The sequence below is a fragment of the Viscerimonas tarda genome, assembly GCF_054601255.1.
In genome coordinates this window covers 1-1,940 of the sequence record NZ_BAAHWV010000111.1, presented here as the reverse complement: position 1 = coordinate 1,940, position 1,940 = coordinate 1, and the positions used below count along the sequence as shown (strand labels likewise).

Below are 1,940 nucleotides of genomic sequence, written 5' to 3'. Positions count from 1 at the left end.
GTGCGCTTTGACGAGTAGAAATGATTTCGGAAAGCTGGCTCATCAGTCCGAACAGGAACAGCGAGTCATTATCCACCAATTCCTTGTCGCCGTCCAGAAAACAGTCCTTTGCCAGTGTCCGCATGGCGGTCACTTCGTCTTTCTTTGAGGCAGCCATAAATTTGGAGAATTGCGGGAAAGTCGGTTCCGAAAGATAAGCGACGTAAACCTCTTTTTCTCCGCTTGCCTCGTCGCCGAATACCGCCATGGGAAATACTTTCCGCAATTTTTTGTCCGCCTTGATTTTCAGGGCTTTTTCCCTGATTTCCGTTTCCTGCTGTAATGTCAATGCTTTTTCGCTCATATCAATATTATTTTTAGTTTGTTCAATCAAGAATAGGATGTTTTATATCAAAAGGTTTACAGCCGGATATACCGGATAAATGCAAACCGTTTCCTGTCCCGCAAGTAACCCGCGTCCCCGTCATTGAGGTAGGCTTCGCGTTCAAAGGAAATGTTCCGGTAGGCGGCATTCCGGTTCCGGTATTGAATCAGGCGGACAAGAAATTCCAAAAGGTATAGCAGATAGAAAAACATCCACAGCAATTCCTTGCCCTGTGCCGTGTGAATACTTTCGTGCCGTATCAAACGATTATTGGCAGCCTGATTCAGCTGCAAAAGTTTTTGATAGTTCTTGTTTATCAGCACACAGCCAAACAAATTGATGGCTGTGTAGGAAAATTCTTTCGGAAATGTCATGTACTTTATTTTCATCGTGTAAAATTGTATTTTAAATTAAATCCATTCGATAACAGGCTTTCCCTTATATCCTTTCTGCCATACATACCAGCAATAGGCAACCGCCGATGACTGGTATTCCTTTCTGAAAAACTCGCCGTTTTTGGCACAGCTTATCCGCTTGGAAAACACATACACTGCTTTGGGCGGGTAAGGGCGGAACAACTTATGGTATCTTTCCTGTCCTTCCAAAAAGAGCAATTTTAAGAACATAATGCAGCAATCGCCTTCCTGTAACAATTCCAAGGCATGAAGTACAAACTCCATCGCGTATTTATAGGGCGGATTGGTCAATATCCATATACCGCTTTCCAACTTTTCCGTACAATCGAAAAAGTTCTCAACTTCCCCGAAGTTCCGGTTGATTATATCGCTTGAATAGACTTCATACCCTTTTTCTATCAGTCGTTTGGACAAATGTCCTTCCCCGCAGGCGCATTCCCAGATTTTTATGTCTTTGGGTATCTCAACGTGTGTCAAAAGCGTATCAATGGCTGTGGGGAAAGTAGCATAATAATCGTCCTTTTCCCTTATATAAGCCGAATGGCTGCCTGCGCCAATCGGACTGAATGTGCTTCTTAAATTACTCATAATAAAAATGTTAGAATCAGATAGAATCGCCGTCGCTTATGTAAACGTTTACATACCGTCGCCAATTTGAATGTCAAACGGATTCAGGTCAAACTCGTGGGTAATGTCCGTATCATCCTGCTTGGATTCCATGCCGTCCTCGCCGAATATGCAGCCCTTCAGCGTTACGGTAGTCGTAGTCCAGTCGTCCGAAGCCATCGGGTTGGCAAAGGAAATAATCAGGTCGAACTCGCCGATATCCATCAGTGAGCCGTAGGTACTTCGCAGCATCTGCTGCGTGGCGTAATCCATGGTAATGGATGCCGTATAGGTAATGTTTCCGAAGCCGCGGCTGACGGGCTTGCCGCCCATGCCGTAGTTGGATTCTATTTTCCGCTTCTTGCTCCACTTGATGCCTGAAACGCCTGCCAGCGTCAGGCTGCCTTCGTCTATGCCCAGCGCCGTCGAGGAAAGCGTTATCATCGACCAGCTGTATGCTACGTTATTGATAATTGCCATATTTACTTACTGTTTATCGGTTAATGAAAGTCCCTCTTCCACATAGATTCTTGTCGCTACTCCAACCGGTACGA

Annotated in this window: 4 protein-coding genes; all 4 read right to left on the bottom strand. The window is 45.1% G+C overall.

Translation table 11 applies throughout. The annotated features are described in order from the left end of the window. Positions 1 to 343: hypothetical protein (locus ACYPWY_RS16100; protein WP_459686564.1), on the bottom strand; the 343-nt coding region annotated here is incomplete at its 3' end. A 56-nt stretch (positions 344 to 399) separates the two neighbouring features. Continuing rightward, positions 400 to 753, bottom strand: a complete 354-nt coding sequence (locus ACYPWY_RS16095; RefSeq protein ID WP_459686563.1) for a hypothetical protein — start codon at positions 751 to 753, stop codon at positions 400 to 402. 21 nt (positions 754 to 774) lie between these two features. After that, on the bottom strand, positions 775 to 1,368 hold the full coding sequence (locus ACYPWY_RS16090) for a hypothetical protein (RefSeq protein WP_459686562.1): 594 nt from the start codon (positions 1,366 to 1,368) through the stop codon (positions 775 to 777). Between the two features lie 48 nt (positions 1,369 to 1,416). Then, entirely contained in the window at positions 1,417 to 1,866 is a 450-nt protein-coding gene (locus tag ACYPWY_RS16085) for a hypothetical protein (protein WP_459686561.1), read from the bottom strand. Positions 1,867 to 1,940 lie beyond the last annotated feature (74 nt).